Source organism: Xanthomonas sp. 3498, assembly GCF_014199795.1.
Taxonomy (GTDB): Bacteria; Pseudomonadota; Gammaproteobacteria; order Xanthomonadales; family Xanthomonadaceae; genus Xanthomonas_A; species Xanthomonas_A rydalmerensis.
The window spans coordinates 1,224,113-1,245,965 of sequence record NZ_JACHOH010000001.1 but is presented as its reverse complement, the minus strand read 5'-3'; the positions used below and the strand labels follow the sequence as shown (position 1 = coordinate 1,245,965).

The following is a 21,853-nucleotide window of genomic DNA, read 5'->3' as shown; positions in this document are numbered from 1 at the left end:
ACTCGGAAGTGAAACGCAGCTGCGCCGATGGTAGTGTGGCTCAAGCCATGCGAGAGTAGGTCATCGCCAGGGGCTTTACCCCAAATCCCCGTCCCTAAAGGACGGGGATTTTTTATTGCGTGAGAAAAATCCCTCGCACGCGAGCGCCGCGCGGCCAACGGCTCTACAGGGCTCTCTCTGCAGCGAGCCAAACGCCGCTCAACACGGCAGAAGATCTTCTTCGCTGGCCGTGCCGCACTGTGTGCATGTGCATGTGGACGAGGCGCTGCGAGACGGCGTGGATCGCGACTGCAGAGCACATGCACTCCAAATCTGATACCTCGCACCCGCGTCACGCCGGGCACCGCGCACGATGCTGCGAGCCGAAGGCGCGGCCTTGCAGCGGCCTCAGGCTCCCCGCGATCCAGCTGTTAAGCAGCTCCAGGCCATTACGTCAGCATGCGGCCGCGCTAACCAATTACAGCGTGCGGATGGACCGCGTACAGCGATCGACTGGTGACCATGGGAAGAATCAGCGGTGCACCAAGGCAGTAAAACGCGCAATTTCCGGAGCGCTTGCGAGTGGAACTGCGCTCGGGTGCGTTGCACTCACACCCTGCCTTCTGTCGCGCTTCTTGTTAATCGCTGCTGGCCATCCGCAGGGTCCGCTTTGCCGATGAAGTCCCGCCGTCTGCATGTCATCAGTGAAGTGCATCTACGTTCAGCTGCTTACGTGCGCCAGTCCACAACTAAGGGCGTCTAAAGCGGGTTTTGAACTCGCGCATCGCACCGTTCCATATGGCGATGCGTGCCTTTCATGCCATGGCGCTTAGACTTTTTACAATTCCGGCGAACGCGTGCGCGGCATCTTCTGCCTGCTCGCGCATCGCCCTTCGGCCCCTTTCACCCACCACGAGGCCTTCCCCATGAGCCAAGCCAATGGATACGCCGCCAAGGCATCCGATCAGCCGCTGACCCCCTTCACCTTCGAACGCCGCGCACTCGGCGCGCACGATGTCAGCATCGAGATCCTCTACTGTGGCGTCTGCCACTCCGATCTGCACACCGCGCGTAACGAGTGGCACAACACCCAGTACCCGTCGGTGCCGGGCCATGAAATCGTCGGTCGCGTCACCGCGGTGGGCGACCAGGTCGGCGCCTTCAAGGTTGGCGATCTGGCCGGCGTCGGTTGCATGGTCGACAGCTGCCGGCATTGCGCCTCCTGCGCCGATGGCGAGGAGCAGTACTGCGAGAACGGTTTTGTCGGTACCTACAACGGTCCGATGTTCGGCGGCGAGAACACCTATGGCGGCTACTCCGATCACATCGTGGTCGACGAGAAGTACACGCTGCACATCCGCCACGATGCCAAGCAACTGGCTGCAGTGGCGCCGCTGCTGTGCGCCGGCATCACCACCTATTCGCCGCTGAACCATTGGAAGGTCGGCCCGGGCAAGAAGGTCGGCATCGTCGGCCTGGGCGGCCTTGGGCACATGGGCGTGAAGATCGCCCACGCCATGGGCGCGCACGTGGTGCTGTTCACCACGTCGGCCGGCAAGCGCGAGGATGCGTTGCGCCTGGGCGCCAACGAGGTGGTGGTGTCGAAGAATCCCGACGAGATGGCGGCGCACGCCAACAGCTTCGATTTCATCCTCAACACCGTCGCGGCGCCGCACGATCTGGATGCGTTCCTGACCCTGCTCAAGCGCGACGGCACCATGACCCTGGTCGGCGCGCCGGCCGAGCCGCATCCGTCGCCGGCGGTGTTCAATCTGATCCTGAAGCGGCGCCAGTTGGCCGGTTCGCTGATCGGCGGCATCCGCGAGACGCAGGAGATGCTGGACTTCTGCGCCAAGCACAACATCGTGTCCGACATCGAGACGATCGAGATGGCGCAGATCAACGAGGCCTACGAGCGCATGCTCAAGGGCGACGTGAAGTACCGCTTCGTCATCGACATGGCCAGCCTGGGGCAGGCCAAGCAAGCGGCCTGAGGCGGTTGTCCGCGGTAGCGGTCGGCTACCGCGGGCACATCACGCGTCATGGCGCGGCCATGGAAGCCCGGGCAAGAGCATGCCCGGGCTTTTTTATTGGGAGCGTGCCGCTGAGATCGTAGTGTGCCGCAAGGGCAATGGAACCGTCGCCGCCAGGCGACAGATCTCGGCATCCTAGGGACGCAGTCACAGGGCGCCGCATGATTGAGGCAGCCGATACGCAGAGCGGTGCATGGACGCAGAGAGGGCCACGCGCTTTAGGGGGCGATGCTCCGTGTCGGCCGCGAATGCGGGTTGTCGCGATCGAAGAAAACCGCAAAGAACGCCAATCAGAATCGCTACGCTACCGACAGACACACCGACAGACCGACAGCCTACGATTTCGCGTTGCACATCGATGGGGCCGCGGACATCCAAGCGACCGGTGCGCTATCCGCCGTTGTAGGAGCGGCTTCAGCCGCGACAGGAGTGACCGGCTAAGCCCGTCGCGGCTGAAGCCGCTACGGTTGTGTCTCGTATTGCTGCTCAAGGCGCCACGCAGTCGTTCCTGCAACGGCGCACACCGTAGCGCGCTGTCGGAGTGATTTTGATCGCAGCCGGACAGCGACAATCGAAATGCAATGTCGTCGTGTCCCATACGCGGCACGCCTGATGGCCTGCACATACAACAACGGCGCCGAAGCGCCGCTGCCATGGAAGCGAAAGATGCGCAGCCGACTACTTGCCGTTGGCAGGCGCCGTTGCCGGTAGCGACGTCGGCCTGCCCATCATCTTGTCGCGCGCGGCCTTGAACGGGTTGTCCGGGTACCAGTTCGGCCAGCTGTCGCCGGCCGCCAGTTCCTTGCCGACGCCATACACCGCCTGCAGGTCGTCCATCACGCCGTCGAGTTTCCAGGTTGCCGGGTCGTACTCGTCGGCCGGCGAGTGGTAGCGCTTGGCGTATTCCGCCGCGGCACGGCGTCCGGCCTCGATGCCACCGTCGATCAGGTCCTCACCGCCGTCGATGTACAGCGCCGGCACGCCGGCCTTGGCGAAGTTGAAGTGATCGGAACGGAAGTAGAACCCGCTCTGCGGCGCGTCTTCGGCGTGCAGCACGCGGCCCTGTGCGGCAGCGATGGGCTTGAGCAGGTCTTCCAGTTGGGAACTGCCGAACCCGTTGACCACCAGGTCCTTGGCACGTCCGGCCACCGGCATCGCATCCAGGTTGATGACGCCGGCGATCTTGTTCAATGGGAAGGTCGGATGCGCCACGTAATACTTGGAACCGAGCAGCCCCGACTCCTCCAGCGTCACCGCCAGGAACACCACCGAGCGCTCGGGTTTGGGTTGCTGGTGCGCGAACGCCTCGGCAATTTCCAGGATGCCGGCCACACCGGTGGCGTTGTCGACCGCGCCGTTGTAGATGTTGTCGCCCGGTTCGCCATCGTGCTTGCCCAGGTGATCCCAGTGCGCCATGTACAGCACCGCTTCGTCGGCGCGGCTGCCGCCGGGCAGCACGCCGACCACGTTGCGCGAGGTCTTCTCGGCAATCGTGCTCTTCAGGTCCACCGAGAGTTTGGCCTTCAGCGGAACCGGCTTGAAGCCGCGTTTGCTGGCGTCTTTGTACGCCTGCGCCAGATCCAGGCCGGCGTCGGCGAACAGCTTCCTGGCGGCGTCGGCGGTGATCCAGCCTTGCACCGGGATGCGCGGCTCCGGATCGTCCTTCGCCGGCAGATCGTACTGCGCGCCGGACCAGGAATTCTTGACCACGTCCCAGCCGTAGCTGGCGCCGGGCGTGTCGTGCACGATCAACGCGGCGGCAGCGCCCTTGCGTGCGGCTTCCTCGAACTTGTAGGTCCAGCGCCCGTAGTAGGTCATGCGCTTGCCTTCGAACAGGCTGCCTTCGCCGGTGTGGAAGCCGGGGTCGTTGACGAACATCACCACGGTCTTGCCCTTCCAGTCCTGGCCGGCGTAGTCGTTCCACTTCTGCTCCGGCGCGTCCACGCCGTAGCCGACGAAGACCATGTCGCTGCCATCGAGCTTGACCTCGGGCTGGCCGGTGCGCGTACCCACCACCATGTCGGTGCCGAAGGCGAGCTGCCGCGCTGCGCCGTCGTGGGCGATGGTGAGTGTTGTGCTGGGTGCCGCCGTGGTCTCGGTCATCGCCACGTCCTGGAACCAGCTGTCGCCGTTGCCCGGCTGGAGGCCGATGCGCTGCATCTGGTCGCGGATGTAGGCGACCGTCTTGTCTTCGCCAGCTGTGCCGGGACCGCGGCCTTCGAAGGCGTCGGAGGACAGCGTCTTGACCAGTTCGGCGAAGTCCGCCGGCGCGATCCCGGTGGAAAACGCATGCGCGGGCGCCGGAGCGGGTGCGGGCGCAGCGGCCGGCGGCGCGGCGTCGGCGGCCGGGGCAGGCGCTTCGCGTTTGCACGCGGTCAGCGTCGCCGCCGCGGCCAGGCACAGCATGAGCTTGCGGGTCATGAGGGCTCCTGTTGGCGAGGGAACCCTGGATTCTATAGGCAAGCCGCATGCGCCCGGACGGGCGCGGCGACGCGGCACGGCTCAGTTGTTCGGCGCGGTGTCGCCGTCGAAGGGCAGCGCGGTGGCGCCAGTGATCGGGCCGGTCTTGGCGCTGCGGTGCACGTACAGGGTGACTTCGCGCTCGAAGCGCAGCGGGCCGTCGATCACCGCTCGCGGGCCGACGATGACCCGCGGCTTGCGCGTGGGCTTGAACGACATGCTGAAGCTGGGCTTGTTGATCGAGATGCCGCCGCCGACATGCGAATCGTGGCCGACGGTGATGTCGCCGTTCACCGTTTCGATGCCGTGGTCCAGCTGCGTGGCGACCAGACCGATGCTGCCGTTGACGCTCTCGATGCCGCCGCTGACGCGGCCGCCGCGGTCGACGAAGATGCCGCCGTTGACGGTTTCGATGGAACCGGCGACCTGCGCGCGCTCGGCGAGGGTGATGCCGCCGTTGACCGTGGACAGACCCTTGGTCTGCGCGCCGTCGGCGACCTTGACGCTGCCGTTGACCGTTTCCACGCTGCCCACCTGGGCGCCCGACTGCACGGTAATGCTGCCGTTCACGGTTTCCAGGTCGCCGTACTGCTTGCCGGCGTCGGCGGTGATGCTGCCGTTGACCTTGCTGATGCCTTCGTCCGCGAACGCCGGGCCGGCCGCCAGGGCCAGTGTCAGCACAACCGCCAGATGCATGCGTTTCATCCCTCACCTCCCGGGCGCCGGCGCTGCGGCAGCAATCAATCGTGGGGCGATCACAACACGCTTCGCTACAATCCACACCTGCCTGAAGTCACTGGACCCTCTCTTGCCCGCAGCCGCTCCTGTCCCGTTGCGTTCCGCCGCGCCCCGCGCGGTCGAGCGGCGTGCGCCCGGGCACTGGCGAGGGCCGTTGCGCAGCCTGCTGGCGATGGCCTGGTTGCTGACCGCCGGATTGGCCGTGGCGCAGAACCCGCGCGAGGCCGAGAAGCGCCTGGAAAAGGTGCGCGGCGAGCTGAAGAGCGTGGCCGAGGAACGGCGGCAACTGGAAGGCAAGCGCGGCGATGCCGCACGCCAGTTGCGCGATGCCGACGAAAAGGTCGCCGCCACCGGCCGCAGCCTGGCGCAGACGCAACAGGCGCTGCAGCGGCACCAGCAGACGCTGGCCGAACTCGAGCGCAAGCGCGATGGCCTGCGCAGCGGCTTGACCCGCCAGCGCGCCGAACTGGCGCAACTGCTGCGTGCGGCCTATGCCATCGGCGGCAATGCGCCGCTGAAGCTGCTGCTGGCGCAGGACCGCGTGGCCGACGCCAACCGCCTGCTGGCCTATCACCGCTATCTGCAGCGCGAGCGCGCGCAGCGCATCGCCACCCTGACCCACGAGCTGCAGGCGCTGGAGCAGGTGCAGCGCGAGGTCGTCGAACAGAAGCAGCAACTGAGCGAGGCCCAGCGCCGCCAGCAGGAACAGGCCCAGGCGCTGCAGCGCGACCGCAAGCAGCGCGCCAGCGTGGTCTCGGAACTGGACCAGCGCTACCAGGACCGCAGCGAACGCGAGAAGGCGCTGGGCCAGGATGCCAAGGCGTTGGAAACCCTGCTCGCCAACCTGCGCGCCGCCGCGGCCCGTGCCGAAGCCGAGCGTCGTGCCGCGGCCAAGCGCGAAGCGGCCGAACAGGCGGCGCAGGCCAAGGCCGCGGCGAAGTCCGGGCGTGGCGGTGGCAAGGTGCCGCCCAAGGTGGTCGCCTCGGCGCCGCCGCTGAAGGTCGGCGGTCTGGGCTGGCCGCTGTCGGGCGATCTGATCGCGCGCTACGGCGGTAGGCTGCCCGATGGGCGCACCAGCAGCGGCGTGTTGATCGCCGCGCCCGCCGGCAGCACCGTTACCGCCGTCGCCGATGGCACGGTGGTGTTCTCCGACTGGATGACCGGCTACGGCATGATCCTGATCGTGGACCACGGCAACGGCTACATGAGCCTGTACGCGCACAACGACACCTTGTTGCGCGACGCCGGCGCCAAGGTCAAGCGCGGCGATGCGGTGGCCAAGGTCGGCAATTCCGGCGGCCAGGGCCGCCCGGCGCTGTACTTCGAACTGCGCCGCAATGGCCAGCCGGTGGATCCGTCGTCGTGGCTGCAGCGCCGCTGAGCGGCGCCGGCTGCGCGCGTTCAACGCGAATTTAGCTCGGCTTCGCGCATAATCCGGGCAATCGCGCCGTGCACGGTGCGGGCCTTCCCCAATCGGAGTGCTTCATGCGCGTAGTCCTGTCCGCAGCCCTGTTGCTCGCTCTGGCGCCGCTGCCGTCGATGGCGCAACGCGCCGAGGCGCAGACGCCCACGGCCCCGGCGGCCAGCGCCGACGATCCCGATTCCACCGAATCGGCCAGCGCCAAGGTGCCGCTGGACGAGATCCGCCGCTACGTCGCGGTCTACAACGCGGTGAAGGAAGCCTACGTCGATCCGGTCGACGACAAGAAGCTGATGCAGTCCGCGATCCGTGGCCTGCTGCTGGACCTGGATCCGCACAGCACCTATTTCAGCAAGGAAGACGCCGAAGCGTTCGACGAGCAGACCAGCGGCGCCTACGACGGCATCGGCGTGGAGCTGCTGCAGCTGCCGGACAACACGCTCAAGGTGGTCTCGCCGATCGACGACACGCCCGCCGCACGCGCCGGCCTGCGTTCGGGCGACATCATCATCGCCATCGACGGCAAGCCGATCAGCGCGGTCAAGGCGATGGAGCCGCTGCGCGGCGAGTCGGGCAGCAAGGTCGTGCTGACCATCGCCCGCGACAAGGTGGCCAAGCCGTTCGACGTGACCCTGACCCGGCAGACCATCCGCGTGGCCAGCGTGCGCAGCCGCATGCTCGAACCCGGCTACGGCTACATCCGCATCAGCACCTTCCAGGCCGACACCGGCGCCGATTTCCACAAGCAGCTGCAGCAGTTGCAGGCGCAGGCCGGCGGCAAGCTGCGCGGGCTGGTGCTGGACCTGCGCAGCAACCCGGGCGGCCTGCTGACCGCGGCGGTGCAGGTGGCCGACGACGTGCTCGACAAGGGCACCATCGTCAGTACCCGCGGGCGTATCTCGGTCAGCGATTCCAAGTTCGACGCCACTCCCGGCGACCTGCTCAACGGTGCGCCGATGGTGGTGCTGGTGGATGCCGGTTCGGCCAGCGCCTCGGAAGTGCTGGCCGGCGCGCTGCGCGACAACAAGCGCGCGCGCATCGTCGGCAGCCGCACCTTCGGCAAGGGCTCGGTGCAGACCGTGCTGCCGCTGGACAACGGCGACTCGGTCAAGCTGACCACGGCGCGGTACTACACCCCCAGCGGCAAGTCGATCCAGGCCAGCGGCATCGTGCCCGACGTGGTGCTGCGCCCGGAGGCCAGCGCGGAGGATGCCGACAAGCCGGCGGCGATCGCCGACTACAGCGAAGCGACCCTGCCGGGCCACCTGCATGGCGACGACGAGGGCGAAGAAGGCTACCGCGCCGGCGATGTGCTGCCGGGCGATGGTCCGATCGCGCAGGCGCTGGCCGAACTGAAGCAGCCCGGCGCCGTGGCGCGGGCGGCTGCGGCGGCACCGGCCGGCAAGGGCAAGGCCAAGCCGGCGCACAAGCCGGCGGGCGCGGCGCCGAAGGCAGCCCCAGCGAAGCAGCCGGCGGCGGAACCGGCCAAGCCCGAGCCCGCCAAGTCCGAACCTGCAAAGACCAAGTCCGACAAGACCGAGCCTGCGCCGGCCTCCAGCCCCTGAGCCGGCCGCGGCCCGCCACACCCCCATCGCGCGCGGCTTGGCCGCTGCGCGGTGGCGGCCAGCGGCTAGTCGGCGGCGCTGAGGACGTCGGGATTGGCCAGGCGTTGCGGCGTGCCGGCGGCGAAGGCCAGCACGTTGTCGAAGGCCGCGCCGAAATACAGGTCGTAGCTGCTCTGTTCGACGTAACCCAGGTGCGGCGTCGCCAGCACCCGCGGATGCCGCAGCAGCGGATGCTGCGGATCCAGCACCGGCTCCTGTTCGAACACGTCCAGCGCCGCCTGTCCCGGGCGGCCGGCGTCCAGCGCGGCCAGCAGCGCGCCGGGGGCGAGCAGCTCGGCGCGGCTGGTATTGACCAGCAGCGCATCCGGCTTCATTCGCAACAAATCGTCGAGCACGATTTGGTGGCGGGTGGCCGCGACCAGGCGGCGATGCAGCGTCAGCACGTCGCTCTCGGCGAACAACGCCTCGCGGCTGGCGGCGACCGCGAAGCCGTCGGCGCGCGCCTGCGCACAACTGTCCTCGCCGCCCCACACCTGCACGCGCATGCCGAAGGCACGGCCGTAGGCGGCGACGCGTCGACCGATCTTGCCGTAGCTCCAGATGCCCAGGGTCAGGCCGTCCAGGCTGCGGCCCAACTGCGCATCGCCGGTGGCCTGCCAGTGCCCGGCCAGCAGCGCATCGCGGTAGACGGGCAAGCGCCGGCTGGCCGCCATCAGCAGCGCCCAGGTCAGTTCCGCCGGCGCTACCGGCGAGCCGACGCCTTCGGCCACGGCCACGCCGTGGGCGGTGCAGGCGGCCAGGTCGATGTGTTCGCCGATCCGTCCGGTCTGGCTGATCAGGCGCAGCTTCGGCAACTGCGCCAGCAGCGCGGCATCGATGCGGGTGCGCTCGCGGATCAGCACCAGCGCCTCGGCCTCGGCGGCGTGGCGGACCAGGGTCTGCCGGTCGGGCGCCAGCGCGGTCAGCACCTGCACGCTGTGCGCCTGCAGCCGCGCGAAGCAGGGCAGGTGGCGCACCGCATCCTGATAGTCGTCGGCGATCAGGATGCGCATCGACTCAGCGGGGCTTGCCGGGCATCGGGAACGGCGTGACCACCTTCTCGCCGGTGGCCGCATCGCGGATCGTCGATTGGCCCTTCTTCTCCACTTCCTCGATGCGCACGATGCTCTGCATCGGCAGGTGCAGCGTCTTGGTGTCGCCGAACTCCTCGCGCAGGCGCTCCTCGGTGGGATCGATCACCAGCCCGTCGTGCACGTCGAACACCAGCGTGCCGATCTCGGTGAAGCCCCACAGGTGACTGCTGCCGACGTGCTGGCAGTACAGCTCGTAGACCTTGCCGTGGTTGAGGAAGGTCACTTTGTACAGGTGCTTGAACATGCGCGCAGTATAAGGCGGCCGTCGCCGCACGCGGCTCAGAAGCCCTTGCGCTTGCGCAGCCGTCGCGCGATCGCCGCGCGCACGTACAGCCCGTAGACCATGCCGAAGGCGAAGCCGGCCAAGTGCGCCGACCACGCCACCATGCCGAACGCCGGGCCGATGTAGGCGAAGACCACCTGCAGCGCCGCCCAGGTGCCGATCAACAGCGAGGCCGGGGCGCGCACGAATTCCAGGAACAGCCCCAGCGGTAGCACCACGCCGAGCTTGGCCCGCGGGAACAGCGCTAGATACGTGCCGATCAGCGCCGAGACCGCGCCGCTGGCGCCGATGATGACCCGGTCCGGGGTACCAATCGCGAACACCGCGGCCAGGTTGGAGATCGCCCCGCCGCCCAGGAACAGCAGCAGGAACCGCCACGGCCCCAGCACGCGCTCGGCGGGCAGACCGAAAATCAGCAGGAACACCAGGTTGCCGAGCAGGTGCGACCAATCGGCGTGCAGGAACAGCGCGGTGAACAGGCGCAGCACGCTGCCGTCCTGCACCGTCGCCAGCCAGTCGCGCGGGCTGCCGACCCCGGCCGAGAGCGCCCCCCAGTCCAGCCACAGGGTCGCGCGCGCCTCGTCGGGGCGGCTGATCGACCACAGGAACGCCAGCCACATCGCCGCGAACAGCAGCGGGGTGGCCCAGCGCAGCGTGGTGCGTTCGCGGGAAGGGATGGAGACGAACATGCGAGAGAAAGAGGGGACCGGAAACCGCCAGGGACGCCACGATAACGGCTTCATCCGGCTGAACGCACGCCCACTCCACACGAAGCTGAACGCATCATGTCGTTATTGTTTAGTTAACGGCGCGGGGTATACTCGCATACGGCGTCGTATGTCGGGAGGGGACTCCGGCGCGCATTCCTGGGCCTGCTCGGCTCGGGCCTGCGCAGGCGCGAACACAGACAATTCGTCTTCCGGAGAAAAACTAGCCATGCAAAACGCAACCCAGTTCGTCCGTTTCACCGCTCTGGCCGTCGGCATCGTCGGCGCGCTGGCCATGGGCCAGGCGCACGGCGCCGCGTTCCAGCTCAAGGAGAACAGCGCCAAGGGTCTGGGCCGCGCCTTTGCCGGCTCCGGCAGCGCCCCGGGCGATGCCTCGATCATCGCCGTGAACCCGGCCGGCATGCGCCAGCTCGACGGCAAGGTGTTCCAGGCCGACGTCAGCGCCATCCAGTTCTCGGCCAAGTACCAGGGCGACGGCGGCACCTATGCCAACGGTGCGCCGATCTCCGGCGGCCGCGGCGGCGACGCCGGCATGATCGCGCCGGTCCCGGCCGTGTACTTCCACATGCCGTTCGGCGAAAACAACAACATGCACTTCGGCACCTCGCTGACCGTGCCGTTCGGCTTCAAGACCGAATACGACCGCGACTGGGTCGGCCGCTACAACGGCGTGAAGACCGAGCTGCAGGCGATCGACCTGAACTTCGCCTTCTCCTACGACGTCAACCCGTACGTGTCGTTCGGCGCGTCCGTGTTCGCCGAGCGCCTGGACATCGACCTGAGCAATGCCATCGACTTCGGCACCCTGCTGGCCGCGCGCCGCGTGCCGGGCTTCGCGCCGGGCAGCGCCGATGGTTTCTCGCGCATCAAGGGCGACAACACCGAGGTCGGCTTCACCCTGGGCGGCCTGTTCAGCGTCGACGAGCACACCCACATCGGCTTCAGCTACCGCTCGCAGGTCGAGCACAAGATCACCGATGGCGATGCCAACTTCACCGTGCCGGGTAATGCCGCCACCGTGCTGGCCTTCGCCGCGCCGGGTACCTTCGTCGACACCAAGGGTCGTGCCACGGTCAAGCTGCCGGCCAGCGCCACCGCCAGCTTCACCCACGACATCAACGAGCAGTGGACGGTGATGGCCGACGTCACCCGCACCGCCTGGAGCAAGTTCGACAAGGTCACCGTCGACTTCGCCTCCAACCAGCCCGATAGCGTGCTGGACTTCTCGTACCGCGACACCACCTTCGTCTCGCTGGGTGCCGACTACCGCATGAGCGACACGCTGACCCTGCGTGGCGGTGTGGCCTACGACCAGACCCCGACCACCGACCAGCACCGCGACGTGCGCGTGCCGGACGCGAGCCGCAAGTGGGTCTCGCTGGGTCTGACCTGGAAGCCGTCCGCGCAGGCCGAGTACAGCTTCGGCTACACCCACCTGTTCACCAGCGACCCGAGCATCGCCACCACCAGCGCCACCGGCAACACCCTGGTCGGCGACTACGACGTGAGCGGCAACGTGCTGGCGGCCTCGGTCAACTACAAGTTCTGATCGCAGACGCCTCGCAGTGCACGAAAAAGCCCCGCTTCGGCGGGGCTTTTTTTTTGCTTCACGCTGGCTCCTGGAGATGGAGAACACGCGGCGCCTGCCTGAAAGTCGCAGGACCTTCACGGCCAGAAAGTGAGCGCGGGCGCTCCTATCTTCGGTCAGATCTGAATCGCGAAGATAGCTTGGCGCTGTCCATGCACGAGCTGCGACGCACTTTTATCACCACACGGACGCGCCTGAACGTGCATCCGCTTACGATCGCGCGCCTGATGCAGCACCCAACCAATAGCTCGATGACCTTTCCTGCGCGCCTCCCACACCAGAGCAGTGACTGGAAGCACTGACCACGTTCGAGGATCACCTATCGGAGCAGGTACGGCTTTCCGCCAGCGATGACGACTCCGTAGTTTCAGCCGCCGTCGCCGCTTGAATGCTATGGCGCGAAGGAACCTGTGCGGCAGCGTCGGCGCAAAATCCTGATTGCCGCATCCGCAGGAGACGGTGCTCGTTGCGTCAGGGATCACGACCTCGATCGGATCTTGATAGTGTCGCCGAGGTGAGGGGCTTGCTCAGAGCTTCCCCAACGTCTGCCCTGTCGGTTCTCGCCCCGCCGGAATCGCCAAGCGCCACCGCGCCCTCCGCGCGATCGCCTTCGTTCCATCGACTCCAGGAGCACGCATGAGCACAATCACGTTACGCAACGAAACCGAATACGTGGCCCAGTTCGTGGTCAAGAAGGGCCAGCGTGTGGTTGCGCGTATTCCGGGCATCCAACCCAAGGCCTCGATACAGGTGCCGACCGACGACGCCTACGAGGTCACGGCCACCGCGATCATCGACGGCAACACCTACATCTCCGCGCCGCTGGACGCGTCCGGCCCCACCGGCTTCCTGGCGCAGGTGCTGCTGTCGCACTCGGAGGGCACCTACGAGTTCAACGTAGCGAAAGTCGCCAGCCGCAATCCGAGCCAGTTGCAGTTCCAGAAGACCTGTTTGAGCCCAGTCACCTTTACCATCACCAGAAACGGACAGCCGCTGCAGCGCGTCGTGGTGTACGACTCGTTCAATCTCGAGTCGCTGGACATCAGCGATACCTTCCATATCCACGCGGTGATCAATGGCGTCGCCACCGACACGCTGACCACCACCAATCCTACGCCCACCGTCACCGCCATTACCGAGACCTGCGATCTGGGGCGGGGCTACGTAATGCTCGAACTCAGTTGAGTACACGTCCGGCCCGCTGGCGCGGGCCTGAAGGACGCAATCATGGCAGGCGGCGCTAGAAGAGCGTGTTTGCGCTGGGCCTGGCGGCAGGGCGGCCGATGCGGTGCGCGAGATCGCGGCGTTGCGGATAGAGCATCTGCTGGTCTCGCTCTCGGCAGCTCAGGCGTGGAAGTAATGCCCGCAGGCTCCAGACCATCCCTCGGTTCTTTAGCAATAAGATTCTCTGTGGCTGTCCGCGGCGTGCGATGCGCGCCGCGGCAGGCTGCACTCGGCGCAGGCTCCGGGCGGAACGCTGCGCCGAGGGCTGGGGCGACTCAGTCGCCCAGCGTCAGCAACGAGGCGTTGCCGCCGGCCGCGGTGGTGTTGACCGTCACCACTTTCTCGGTGGCGAAGCGCAGCAGGTAGTGCGGGCCGCCGGCCTTGGGGCCGGTGCCGGACAGGCCCTGGCCGCCGAACGGCTGCACGCCGACCACCGCGCCGATCTGGTTGCGGTTGACGTAGACGTTGCCCACCGCCACGCGCGAGGCGATGCGCTCGATGGTCTCGTCGATGCGCGAATGCACGCCCAGGGTCAGGCCGTAGCCGGTGGCGTTGATCTGGTCGATCACCGCGTCGAGCTGGTCGGCCTTCCAGCGGATCACGTGCAGCACCGGCCCGAAGATCTCGCGCTGCAACTGCGCCAGCGACTGCAGTTCGTAGGCACGCGGGGCGAAGAAGCTGCCGTGCGCGGTGGCCTCGTCGGTGGCGGCCACGGCGATCGGGCGCGCCTCGCGGTCCATGCGCGCGGCGTGATCGGTGAGGATCTGCAGCGCATCGGCGTCGATCACCGGGCCGACGTCGGTGGACAGCAGGCCGGGATCGCCGACCTTCAGTTCGGCCATGGCGCCGGCCAGCATGGTCATCACCTTGTCGGCGATGTCGTCCTGCACGAACAGCACGCGCGCGGCCGAGCAGCGCTGGCCGGCGGAGATGAAGGCGCTGGAGATCGCGTCCTTGACCACCGCTTCCGGCAGCGACGAGGAGTCGGCGATGAAGGCGTTCTGGCCGCCGGTCTCGGCGATCAGCACGCCGATGGCGGCATCGCGCGCGGCCAGCGCGCGGTTGATCGCGCGCGCGGTATCGGTGGAGCCGGTGAAGGCGACGCCGGCCACGCGCGGATCACGGGTCAGCGCGGCACCGACGGTGGCGCCGTCGCCCGGCAGGAACTGCACCACCGCCTCGGGCACGCCGGCTTCGTGCAGCAGCTTCACTGCGGCATGGCCGACCAGGTTGGTCTGCTCGGCCGGCTTGGCGATGACGCTGTTGCCGGCGGCCAACGCCGCGGCGACCTGGCCGAGGAAGATGGCGAGCGGGAAATTCCACGGGCTGATGCACACGAACACGCCGCGGCCGTGCAGCTGCAGTTCGTTGGACTCGCCGGTGGGCCCGGGCAGGCGCTCGGGCGCGCCAAACTGCGCGCGCGCCTGGCCGGCGTAGTAGCGCAGGAAGTCCACCGCCTCGCGCACTTCGGCGACGCCGTCGGGCAGGGTCTTGCCGGCTTCCTTGACGCACAGCGCCATGAACTCGGGCATGCGCGCTTCCAGCAGGTCGGCGGCGTGTTCGAGGATGGTGGCGCGGCTGGCGGCCGGGGTGCGGTTCCAGGCCGGGTAGGCGGCCGCGGCATTGCTCAGCGCCTTCTCCACGGTGGCGGCATCGGCCGGCTTCCAGTGGCCGACGACCTGGCGATGATCGGCCGGGTTGGCGACCGGCAAGGCGTCGGCGGCGATCACCGCGCCGGGCACCAGCGGCGCGGCCTGCCAGGGCTTGAGCGCAGTGTTGAGCTGGTCGGCCAGCGCGCGCAGATCGTTGTCGTTGGCGAGGTTGGCGCCCATGGAGTTCTTCCTGTTGTGGTTCTGGCTGCGCAGCAGATCGACCGGCAGCGGAATCTTCGGATGCGGGATGGAAGCGAACGCGGACACGGCCTCGACCGGATCGCGGATCAGGTCTTCGATGGCCACGTCTTCGTCGGTGATGCGGTTGACGAAGCTGGAGTTGGCGCCGTTCTCCAGCAGGCGCCGCACCAGGTAGGGCAGCAGGTCCTCGTGCGAACCCACCGGCGCGTACACGCGGCAGGGCACGCCGAGGCGGTCGGCGGGGATCACCTCGGCGTAGAGGTCGTCGCCCATGCCGTGCAGCTTCTGGTGCTCGTAGTCGCGGCCGCCGGCGATGGCGCGCACCGCGGCGATGGTCTGCGCGTTGTGGGTGGCGAACATCGGATACAGCGCATCGCTGTGCGCGAACAGGCGCTTGGCGCAGGCCAGGTAGGACACGTCGGTGTTCTGCTTGCGGGTGAACACCGGATAGCCCGGGTGGCCCTCGACCTGCGCGCGCTTGATCTCCGCGTCCCAGTAGGCGCCCTTGACCAGGCGCACCGGGATGCGACGGCCGACGCGGCGTGCCAGGTCGGCGAGGAAGTCGATCGTGTACGGGGTGCGCTTCTGGTACGCCTGCACCGCCAGGCCGTAGCCCTCCCAACCGTCCAGCGAGGGATCGGCGAAGGTGGCCTCGATGATGTCCAGCGACAGCTCCAGGCGGTCGGCTTCTTCGGCATCGACGGTGTAGCCGATGCCGTAGGACTTGGCCAGTTGCGCCAGTTCCAGCACGCCCGGCACCAGCTCGGCCATCACCCGTGCGCGCTTGGCATGCTCGTAGCGCGGGTACAGCGCCGAGAGCTTGATCGAGATGCTGGGCGCGGCGAACACCGCGTCCTTGCCGCCGCCCTGCTGGCGCTGCGCCGCGAAATGCCTGCCGATGGCGTGGATCGCCTGGCGGTAGGCATCGAGGTAGCGCTGCGCGTCCTTCATGGTCAGCGCGCCTTCGCCGAGCATGTCGAACGAATAGCGGTAGTGGGCGTTGTCGCCCTTCTTCGAGCGGGTCAGCGCCTCGCCGATGGTCCGGCCCATCACGAACTGGTGGCCCATGATCTTCATCGCCTGGCGCACCGCCAGACGGATCACCGGTTCGCCGACGCGGCCGATCAGGCGCTTGAACGCGCCGGACACGTCGGCGCGGGTGAGGTCGTTGATCTGCACCAGCTTGCCGGTGAGCATCAGTCCCCAGGTCGACGCATTGACCAGGATCGAGTCGCTCTCGCCCATGTGCTTCTTCCAGTCCGCATCGCCGAGCTTGTCGCGGATCAGCTTGTCGGCGGTGTCCTGGTCGGGGATGCGCAGCAGCGCTTCGGCCACGCACATCAGCAGCACGCCTTCCTCGCTGCCGAGGTCGTACTGGCGCATGAAGGCCTCGATCGCGCCCTGGTCCTGGGCGCGGGCGCGCACGCGGGTGACCAGGTCGGCGGCCAGCGCCTGCACCTTGGCCTGGTCGGCCGCGGGCAGGCGCGCCTGCTCGAGCAGCTCGCGTACGTGTTCGGCTTCGTCCTTGAGCCAGGCGGCGGTGATCGCCGCGCGCAGGGCCTGCGGCGCGGGCGGGAGTTCGGGGGACAGCAAGGGCGAAGGAGACGCGGACGGCATCGCCGGAACAGAGCCGGCGCCAGGCAGAGCGTTCATGCGGGAAAGGCCAGGGACAGAGCCCACTATTTTATGTCAGTGCCTGCACGCGCAGGGCGTCGCCGGGATCGTCGCGACACGGTCGATGGCGCCGAGGCTGAACGCGAATCTGGTTGCGCTGCAGCATTTTTTGTGGTGAACGCGCGCTTGCCGCCGCGCAGGCCGGGGGCTACCATCCAGGCGTGCTCGCGGCTCGGGCGTGAGCGGTTCGGAAGCGCGGTTCGACATGATCGAAATGTTTCCGTTTTCTCCGGAGGGGTCGGGTACGCAGCTGCGGCTGCGACCGCCGCGGGCGTTGAACGCCCGGCAATTCGTTCTGTTGTTCCTCGCACTGGCCGGGGCGATGTGGGCCGTGGCTGGGCTGGGGTGGCTCGCGGGCAATGTGTTCGCGCCTGCGTTCGCTCTGTTGCACAGCATCGTGGTGGCGCTCGCGCTGCATTGGTCGTGGCGCGGCGGCGAGCGCGAAGAGGATATCCGGGTGGGTCCGGCCTGCGTGGAAGTGACCCGTCCGAATGCAGGAACGCCGGCGTTCCGCGCCCATCCGCATTGGGTGCGGTTGCGGATCGAAGGCGACGACAGGGTGGTGCTGGCATCCAGCGGCAAGCAGGTCCGGGTCGGCGAGTTCCTCGGCCCCGACGAACGCCGGCAACTGGCGCAGACCCTGGAAGGCTTGCTCGCGGCCGTGACCGGCCGCAACCGATGACGCTCCAAGGGGTCTAGGCAATGAAGCAACGCGGCGGGTGGGTGCAACAGGCGGTCAGGGGCGGGATGGCGTTGGCGGCGGCGATGGCCGCACCGCTGGCGTGGGCGCAATCGGCCGATCCCAAGCCGTGGCAGCTCAACATGGGCAGGGGCGTCACCCAGAGCGCGCGCAACGCCTACGACGCGCACATGGTCGCGTTGTGGGTCTGCGTGGTCATCGGCGTGCTGGTGTTCGGCGCGATGGCCTATGCGATCTTCAAGTTCCGCAAGTCCAAGGGCGCGGTGCCGGCGCAGTTCAGCCACAACACCAAGGCCGAGATCGTGTGGACGGTGATCCCGGTGCTGATCCTGATCGTGATGGCGTGGCCGGCCACGGCCAAGCTGATCGCGATGTACGACACCCGCGATGCCGAGATGACGGTGAAGGTCACCGGCTACCAGTGGATGTGGCGCTACGAATACCTGGGCGAGAACGTCTCGTTCACCAGCCGCCTGGCGCGTAGTTCCGACCGGCTGCGGCAGAGCGGTGCGGTGCCGACGGTCGAACACGACCCGCACTATCTGCTGGACGTGGACAACCGGCTGGTGCTGCCGGTAAACACCAAGGTGCGCTTCGTCATCACCGCCGACGACGTCATCCACGCCTGGTGGGTGCCGGCGCTGGGATGGAAGCAGGACGCCATCCCCGGAATCATCAACGAGGCCTGGACCAGCATCGACACCCCCGGGGTGTACCGCGGCCAGTGCGCCGAACTGTGCGGCAAGGACCACGGCTTCATGCCGATCGTGGTCGAGGCGGTGAGCAAGCAGGACTTCCAGAAGTGGCTGGCATCGCGCAAGCCGGCGCCCGCCGCCGCGCCCGCGCCGGCCACCCCGACGGCGGCCCCGGCTGCCGCGCCGGCCACCGCCGCACCCGCTGCGGCGCCCGCCGATGCCCAGGCGCCGGCGGCCCCGCCGCAGGCGCGGCTGTCGCGTCCTCGTTCCGACTCGCACCTGACCGTGCAAGCCGCCTGATCTCCAGCATTCCTTTTCTGAGGTAGCCGCCATGGCCCATTCGGCAGTCGATCACCACGACGAGCACGGGCATCAGCAGAGCTTCGTCGAGCGTTGGTTGTTCTCCACCAACCACAAGGACATCGGCACGCTGTACCTGCTCTTCAGCTTCACCATGTTCGTCATCGGTGCGGCGATGAGCGTGGTGATCCGCGCCGAACTGGCGCAGCCGGGCCTGCAGTTCGTCAAGCCCGAGTTCTTCAACCAGATGACCACCGTGCACGCGCTGGTGATGATCTTCGGCGGGGTGATGCCGGCCTTCGTCGGCCTGGCCAACTGGATGATCCCGCTGCAGATCGGCGCGCCGGACATGGCGCTGCCGCGCATGAACAACTGGTCGTTCTGGCTGCTGCCGGTGGCCTTCACCCTGCTGCTGCTGACCCTGTTCCTGCCCGGCGGTGCGCCGGCCGGCGGCTGGACCATGTATCCGCCGTTGATGCTGCAGGGCGGCTACAACGTGGCCTTCTCGGTGTTCGCCATCCACGTCGCCGGCATCAGTTCGATCATGGGCGCGATCAACATCATCGCCACCGTGCTCAACATGCGCGCGCCAGGCATCGACCTGCTGAAGATGCCGATCTTCTGCTGGGCCTGGCTGATCACCGCGTTCCTGCTGATCGCAGTGATGCCGGTGCTGGCCGGCGCGGTGACCATGCTGCTCACCGACAAGTTCTTCGGTACCTCGTTCTTCAATGCCGCCGGTGGCGGCGACCCGGTGATGTACCAGCACATCTTCTGGTTCTTCGGGCATCCCGAGGTCTACATCATGATCCTGCCGGCGTTCGGCGTGATCAGCGAAATCATCCCGACCTTCAGCCGCAAGCCGCTGTTCGGCTACCAGGCGATGGTCTACGCGATCGCCGCGATCGCGTTCCTGAGCTTCATCGTCTGGGCGCACCACATGTTCACCGTGGGCATGCCGTTGGGCGGCGAGATCTACTTCATGTTCGCCACGATGCTGATCTCCATCCCCACCGGGGTGAAGGTGTTCAACTGGGTCAGCACCATGTGGCAGGGCTCGATGACCTTCGAGTCGCCGATGCTGTGGTCCATCGCCTTCGTCATCCTGTTCACCATCGGCGGTTTCTCCGGGCTGATGCTGGCGATCGTGCCGGCCGACTTCCAGTATCACGACACCTACTTCGTGGTCGCGCACTTCCACTACGTGCTGGTCACCGGCGCGGTGTTCGCGCTGATCGCGGCGGTGTACTACTGGTGGCCGAAGTGGACCGGGCGCATGTACAACGAGGCCTGGGCCAAGTTCCACTTCTGGTGGACGATGGTGTTCGTCAACCTGCTGTTCTTCCCGCAGCACTTCCTCGGCCTGGCCGGCATGCCGCGGCGCATTCCCGACTACAACGTGGTGTTCGCCGACTGGAACCTGGTCAGCTCGATCGGTGCGTTCGGCATGTTCGTCACCCCGTTCCTGATGGCCGGCATCCTGCTAGCGTCGCTGCGCAGCGGCGCACGCGCCGAAGCGCGCTCCTGGGAAGGTGCGCGCGGCCTGGAGTGGACGGTGCCGTCGCCAGCGCCGGCGCACACCTTCACCCTGCCGCCGGTGCTCAAGCCCGGCGACCTGGCCCACGACGACATCAGCCACTGATGACCGCGCAACCGCCGCTCGACGACCTGGTCCTGCGCCGCAAGCGTGCGGCGCGCACCGCGCTGGTGGTCGGCGTGGTGGCGCTGGCGATCTACGTCGGCTTCATCCTCTCGGGGGTGCTGGGCCGATGAACGCGCCAGCGCCGCAGGTGCACAGCAGTGCCGGGCTGTTCAAGCTGGTCGGCGTTGCGCTGGCGGTGTTCGTGCTGACCTTCTCGCTGGTGCCGCTGTACCGCATCGCTTGCGAGAAAGTGTTCGGCGTGCGCCTGGAGCGCGGCCCCGGCGAGGGCCCGCAGGCCGGCAAGCCGCTGGCGGGCAAGCGCACGGTGACGGTGCAGTTCGATGGCGGCGTGAACTCCAAGCTGCCTTGGTCGTTCCATCCGGAGCAGCTGACCATGCAGGTGGTGCCGGGCGAACTCAACGAGGCGCTGTACTACGCGCACAACGACGGCGCGCACGCCATCGTCGGCAGCGCGGTGCCGTCGGTGGCACCGGCACGCGCTTCGGGCTACTTCACCAAGACCGAGTGCTTCTGCTTCACCGCGCAGACCCTGCAGGCCGGCGAGAAGCGCGACATGCCGGTGCGCTTCATCGTCGACCCCAACCTGCCCAGCGATATCTCCACCATCACCCTTTCCTACACCTTCTACAAGAACGATGCGCTGAGCGCGGAACTGGGATCGCCGAAACTGGCCGGTTCCGCGCGCGCGGCTCCCTGACCCGACCGGAATGCCTGCCATGGCCCAGCCCAGCACCGACGCCACCGCCAACGCCTACTACGTGCCCAGCCAGAGCCGCTGGCCGTTCATCGGCTCGATCGCGATGTTCGTGACCATGATCGGCGTGGCCAGTTGGCTCAACGACGCGTCCTGGGGCAAGTGGACCTTCTTCACCGGCATCGCGATGCTGGTGGCGACGCTGTTCATGTGGTTCGGCGACGTGATCCGCGAGTCGATCGCCGGACACTACAACCGCCAGGTCGACGTGTCGTTCCGCATGGGGATGGTGTGGTTCATCTTCTCCGAGGTGATGTTCTTCGGCGCCTTCTTCGGTGCGTTGTTCTATACCCGCACCTTCATCCTGCCGTGGCTGGGCGGCGAGGGCGACGGGGTGATGACCAACGCGCTGCTGTGGGACGGCTACTCGGCGGCCTGGCCGACCAATGGCCCGGGCGGCGTCGGTGGCCAGTTCCAGACCATCCCGGCGTGGGGCCTGCCGCTGATCAACACGCTGATCCTGCTCAGCTCCGGCGTGACCCTGACCATCGCGCACCACGCGCTCAAGGCCGGCCAGCGCACCCGGCTGATGGTGTTCCAGGCGTTGACCGTGCTGCTCGGCTGCACCTTCCTGTACTTCCAGGCCGAGGAGTACATGCATGCCTACAAGGAGCTCAACCTGACCCTGGGCTCGGGCATCTACGGCTCGACCTTCTTCATGCTCACCGGCTTCCACGGTGCGCACGTGCTGCTGGGCACGATCATGCTGCTGGTGATGCTGCTGCGGATCAGCCGCGGCCACTTCAGCCGGGACAACCATTTCGCCTTCGAAGCGGCGGCGTGGTACTGGCACTTCGTCGACGTGGTGTGGCTGGCGCTGTTCTTGTTCGTCTATGTGCTTTGAGGGCGGGGATTGGGGAGTCGGGATTGGGGATTCGTTGGATCCCGTGGGTGCCGGCGTTCCAGGTAATGGCGTTTGTAGGAGCGGCTTTAGCCGCGATACGTCACCGGTAAGGCGTCGCGGCTGAAGCCGCTCCTACGAGGAATCCACCTCGTAGGCGCTTTGACTGATCGCGTGCTTGCAAAGTGCCGGTGCATACGCATGCTGCCATCCCGAATCCCG

The 21,853-nt window shown here is 67.4% G+C and carries 17 protein-coding genes; 11 read left to right on the top strand and 6 right to left on the bottom strand.

Annotation, left to right across the window (positions count from 1 at the left end; translation table 11 throughout):
* Positions 1–905: 905 nt before the first annotated feature.
* Positions 906–1,973, top strand: coding sequence for an NAD(P)-dependent alcohol dehydrogenase (locus tag GGR66_RS04960; protein ID WP_184447412.1), 1,068 nt, complete (start codon positions 906–908; stop codon positions 1,971–1,973).
* Positions 1,974–2,690: 717 nt separating this feature from the next.
* Here GGR66_RS04960 and GGR66_RS04955 read toward each other — a convergent pair.
* Positions 2,691–4,433 (bottom strand): M28 family metallopeptidase, encoded by a 1,743-nt coding sequence (locus GGR66_RS04955; RefSeq protein ID WP_184447411.1) that lies wholly within the window; start codon positions 4,431–4,433, stop codon positions 2,691–2,693.
* A gap of 81 nt (positions 4,434–4,514) precedes the next feature.
* Entirely contained in the window at positions 4,515–5,177 is a 663-nt protein-coding gene (locus tag GGR66_RS04950; RefSeq protein ID WP_160968832.1) for a hypothetical protein, read from the bottom strand.
* A 205-nt stretch (positions 5,178–5,382) separates the two neighbouring features.
* Here GGR66_RS04950 and GGR66_RS04945 point away from each other — a divergent pair, with 205 nt between their 5' ends.
* Both GGR66_RS04945 and GGR66_RS04940 read left to right on the top strand, forming a co-directional pair.
* Positions 5,383–6,591: a peptidoglycan DD-metalloendopeptidase family protein gene (locus GGR66_RS04945; RefSeq protein ID WP_184447484.1), complete on the top strand. Its 1,209-nt coding sequence runs from the start codon at positions 5,383–5,385 to the stop codon at positions 6,589–6,591.
* A gap of 104 nt (positions 6,592–6,695) precedes the next feature.
* Complete coding sequence (locus GGR66_RS04940) at positions 6,696–8,195, top strand: S41 family peptidase (RefSeq protein ID WP_184447410.1); 1,500 nt, start codon at positions 6,696–6,698, stop codon at positions 8,193–8,195.
* A 65-nt stretch (positions 8,196–8,260) separates the two neighbouring features.
* Here GGR66_RS04940 and GGR66_RS04935 read toward each other — a convergent pair whose 3' ends face one another.
* The 3 genes from GGR66_RS04935 to GGR66_RS04925 are packed head-to-tail and all read right to left on the bottom strand — an operon-like array spanning position 8,261 to position 10,300.
* On the bottom strand, positions 8,261–9,247 hold the full coding sequence (locus GGR66_RS04935) for a D-2-hydroxyacid dehydrogenase family protein (RefSeq protein WP_184447409.1): 987 nt from the start codon (positions 9,245–9,247) through the stop codon (positions 8,261–8,263).
* 4 nt (positions 9,248–9,251) lie between these two features.
* Positions 9,252–9,572 carry a DUF1820 family protein gene (locus GGR66_RS04930; RefSeq protein ID WP_017908048.1) on the bottom strand — a complete coding sequence of 107 codons (321 nt, stop codon included), beginning with the start codon at positions 9,570–9,572 and terminating at the stop codon, positions 9,252–9,254.
* Between the two features lie 35 nt (positions 9,573–9,607).
* Positions 9,608–10,300 carry a rhomboid family intramembrane serine protease gene (locus GGR66_RS04925; protein ID WP_010340917.1) on the bottom strand — a complete coding sequence of 231 codons (693 nt, stop codon included), beginning with the start codon at positions 10,298–10,300 and terminating at the stop codon, positions 9,608–9,610.
* 247 nt (positions 10,301–10,547) lie between these two features.
* Here GGR66_RS04925 and GGR66_RS04920 point away from each other — a divergent pair, with 247 nt between their 5' ends.
* Together GGR66_RS04920 and GGR66_RS04915 are read left to right on the top strand one after the other, a co-directional pair.
* Complete coding sequence (locus GGR66_RS04920) at positions 10,548–11,888, top strand: outer membrane protein transport protein (protein ID WP_160968826.1); 1,341 nt, start codon at positions 10,548–10,550, stop codon at positions 11,886–11,888.
* Between the two features lie 675 nt (positions 11,889–12,563).
* Positions 12,564–13,112: a hypothetical protein gene (locus GGR66_RS04915; RefSeq protein ID WP_184447408.1), complete on the top strand. Its 549-nt coding sequence runs from the start codon at positions 12,564–12,566 to the stop codon at positions 13,110–13,112.
* A 314-nt stretch (positions 13,113–13,426) separates the two neighbouring features.
* Here GGR66_RS04915 and putA read toward each other — a convergent pair whose 3' ends face one another.
* Positions 13,427–16,621 (bottom strand): bifunctional proline dehydrogenase/L-glutamate gamma-semialdehyde dehydrogenase PutA, encoded by a 3,195-nt coding sequence (putA, locus tag GGR66_RS04910; RefSeq protein ID WP_184447483.1) that lies wholly within the window; start codon positions 16,619–16,621, stop codon positions 13,427–13,429.
* Positions 16,622–16,883: 262 nt separating this feature from the next.
* Between putA and GGR66_RS04905 the strand changes: the two genes are divergently transcribed.
* The 6 genes from GGR66_RS04905 to GGR66_RS04885 are packed head-to-tail and all read left to right on the top strand — an operon-like array spanning position 16,884 to position 21,634.
* Positions 16,884–17,360, top strand: a complete 477-nt coding sequence (locus GGR66_RS04905) for a DUF2244 domain-containing protein (RefSeq protein ID WP_029561818.1) — start codon at positions 16,884–16,886, stop codon at positions 17,358–17,360.
* Between the two features lie 20 nt (positions 17,361–17,380).
* Positions 17,381–18,373 carry a cytochrome c oxidase subunit II gene (coxB, locus tag GGR66_RS04900; RefSeq protein WP_160968824.1) on the top strand — a complete coding sequence of 331 codons (993 nt, stop codon included), beginning with the start codon at positions 17,381–17,383 and terminating at the stop codon, positions 18,371–18,373.
* A 31-nt stretch (positions 18,374–18,404) separates the two neighbouring features.
* On the top strand, positions 18,405–20,015 hold the full coding sequence (gene ctaD / locus GGR66_RS04895) for a cytochrome c oxidase subunit I (RefSeq protein WP_160968822.1): 1,611 nt from the start codon (positions 18,405–18,407) through the stop codon (positions 20,013–20,015).
* Positions 20,015–20,146: a hypothetical protein gene (locus GGR66_RS21135; RefSeq protein ID WP_255347926.1), complete on the top strand. Its 132-nt coding sequence runs from the start codon at positions 20,015–20,017 to the stop codon at positions 20,144–20,146. The genes ctaD and GGR66_RS21135 overlap by 1 nt, the downstream gene beginning before the upstream one ends.
* Positions 20,143–20,733, top strand: a complete 591-nt coding sequence (locus GGR66_RS04890; RefSeq protein WP_160968820.1) for a cytochrome c oxidase assembly protein — start codon at positions 20,143–20,145, stop codon at positions 20,731–20,733. Before GGR66_RS21135 ends, GGR66_RS04890 begins: the two co-directional genes overlap by 4 nt.
* A 19-nt stretch (positions 20,734–20,752) precedes the next feature.
* Complete coding sequence (locus GGR66_RS04885) at positions 20,753–21,634, top strand: cytochrome c oxidase subunit 3 (RefSeq protein WP_184447407.1); 882 nt, start codon at positions 20,753–20,755, stop codon at positions 21,632–21,634.
* The last annotated feature ends 219 nt before the right edge of the window (positions 21,635–21,853 follow it).